Here is a 2504-nt window from a genome sequence, read left to right as displayed (position 1 = left end):
ACCGGCCATCTCGATGAACTGCGAGGCATCCTCGGCAACGAGATCGCGATGAAGGCTTACAGGAACGGAACGCTCCCGTTTCCAGACGGGTCAGTGCTCGCGAAGCTGGCATGGAAGCGTGTTCCTTCGACCGAGATCGATGGAGCGTTCGTGCCTGGCGACGCGACGACCGTCCAGTTCATGGTCAAGGACTCGACGAAGTATGCAGAAACCGGTGGGTGGGGATTCGGTCGATTCATTGCAAGAAAGCCTGCAGACGAAGCGCAGCACCGGACGTGTTTCGCCTGTCACGCGGCCAACGTGAAGGATCACGACCGCGTCTTCACCCGCTATGCGCCGTGAGCGCCGGAGGTTGTCATGAGCCATGTCGACCCATGCGATGAGCCAGCAGTCGGACGATCCGCGAAGGAGGTGATCGGACCTTCACCGCTGCTAGCAATCGATGATGAGCCATCACCGCGCCTGATCGTCGACGCACCGATGCCGCGACCCCTGGCTCTGGGCAAAGTGTTCATCCAGTACCGCACGGAGAACATCCGGATCGTCTCCGTCTTCGGGAAAGGGGCAATGGACGTGTCTCCGCGGATCGGCCACGTGCATGTCACCGTGGACGATCTGCCCTGGCACTTCATCGATGCGAGCGGCGAAACGGTGGTGCTGGTCGGCTTGCGTGCGGGTCCGCACACCGTGAAGATCGAGTTGGCGAACCCGGTGCATCAGGTCATTGCCTCGGAGTCCGTCCATTTTGTCGTACCCGGTTGAGGCGGAATGCGGGGCGCGAATGCGCGAGTCACGCGCGCGGTGACACATCGCGCTGCGAACAGACGGTCGACAAGGATGATTGGGACAAGACGAGAACATCATGACGAAGGCATTCGCGGAAATCACCTACACCCCGAGCGTCAAGGCGGCCCAGCAACGCTACGGAAGTCCTCCCCGTCCCAGGGCGCTGGAAGCGGGTGCCGCGAAGCAGAATGAGCTTGGAGAGTCCGAGAGCGAATTCATCGGCGCGCGCGACGGCTTCTATCAGGCCACCGTATCCGAGACCGGATGGCCTTACGTGCAGTTTCGCGGTGGACCCGTCGGATTCCTGAAGGTGCTCGATTCCAGACGGATTGGTTTTGCGGACTTCCGCGGAAACGTCCAGTACGTCAGCGTCGGCAATCTCGACGCCGACGACAGGGTTGCGTTGATCCTGATGGACTACGCCAACCGCCAGCGTCTGAAAATCCTCGGCCGGGCGAGCGTGATCGATCGTCGGGATGACCCGGAACTGGTCGCATCACTCGCCGACCCGAAGTACGAGGCGCGCGTGGAGCGGGCGATCGTGATCGCGGTCGAAGCGTATGACTGGAACTGCCCGCAGCACATCACGCCACGATTCACGCAAACCGAAGTGCGTGCCGCGATGGAGCCGCTGCTGTCGGAGCTCGAGGAGCTGCGCGAGATCGTGAAAACGATGCGCGGCGGGGACAAGTAACGCCACGCGAATGCGGTCGGATGGCAGGGGCGTTTCGCGTCAACACGAAGGAGTTCACATGCACACCGCGATCAGGACGCGCTTCGGATTTTCCTCGACGGCAGACGAAGTCATTGAAGGCGTTGATCTCGCTGGCAAGCGCGCGATCGTGACGGGGGCCGCATCAGGCATCGGCAGCGAGACTGCGCGAGTGCTGGCGAACGCAGGCGCCGACGTCGTTCTCGCGGTGCGCCGTCCGGACGCAGGCGAACGGGTCGCACAAGGCATCCGCGAGTCGACGGGAAACTCCAGGGTCAGCGTCGCGCCACTGGACTTGTCGGACCTTCGCTCGGTGAGGGACTTCGTCGCTGCGTGGAACGGCCCGCTGCATATCCTCGTCAACAACGCAGGAGTGATGGCGATCCCGACACTGGAGAGAACATCGCAAGGATGGGAGATGCAGTTTGCAACGAACTTTCTCGGCCACTTCGCCCTCACCACGGGCCTCCACCGCGCGCTCGCGGATGCAGGCGGCGCACGCGTCGTATCGGTCAGCTCCAGTGGCAATCTGATTGCACCGGTGCTGTTCGACGATCTGCACTTCGACTTCCTTCCGTACGATCCATTGGTGGCGTATGGACAGTCGAAATCTGCCTGCGCATTGCTGGCGGTCGAAGCGACGCACCGTTGGTCCGGCCAGGGCATTTTTACGAATGCACTGAATCCGGGAGCCATTGCGACCAACCTGCAGAAGCACACCGGCGGGTTGAAGACGCCGCCCGAGCGCCGAAAGAGCGTGGCGCAGGGCGCCGCAACCTCGGTGCTGCTCGCCGCGCACCCGGCGCTCGACCGGATCGGCGGGCGTTATTTTGAAGATTGCAACGAAGCGCAGACGGTGACCCGGCGTCCTGCCGACTACAGCGGTGTCGCGCACTACGCGATGAATCCGGGCAACGCGCAGCGGCTTTGGGAAGTGGCAGCGGGACTGGTCTCCTGAGCGAATGCGCAACCGCAGTTCGACGGATCGCGGAGCCTCTACAGTCAG

The 2504-nt window shown here is 62.7% G+C and carries 4 protein-coding genes; all 4 read left to right on the top strand.

The features are described 5' to 3' along the window. A partial coding sequence (locus ABIV12_RS14905; RefSeq protein WP_348060711.1) for a cytochrome P460 family protein occupies positions 1–342 on the top strand: 342 nt, incomplete at its 5' end. A gap of 15 nt (positions 343–357) precedes the next feature. Next, positions 358–762, top strand: coding sequence for a DUF6130 family protein (locus tag ABIV12_RS14900; protein ID WP_348060709.1), 405 nt, complete (start codon positions 358–360; stop codon positions 760–762). Positions 763–862: 100 nt separating this feature from the next. Then, positions 863–1480 carry a pyridoxamine 5'-phosphate oxidase family protein gene (locus ABIV12_RS14895; protein ID WP_348060707.1) on the top strand — a complete coding sequence of 206 codons (618 nt, stop codon included), beginning with the start codon at positions 863–865 and terminating at the stop codon, positions 1478–1480. Between the two features lie 58 nt (positions 1481–1538). Continuing rightward, positions 1539–2456: an SDR family NAD(P)-dependent oxidoreductase gene (locus tag ABIV12_RS14890; protein ID WP_348060705.1), complete on the top strand. Its 918-nt coding sequence runs from the start codon at positions 1539–1541 to the stop codon at positions 2454–2456. Positions 2457–2504 lie beyond the last annotated feature (48 nt).

Origin of the sequence: Dokdonella sp., assembly GCF_039926425.1 — a bacterium.
Lineage (GTDB): Bacteria > Pseudomonadota > Gammaproteobacteria > Xanthomonadales > Rhodanobacteraceae > Dokdonella_A.
This window is presented reverse-complemented; position numbering and strand designations above follow the sequence as displayed.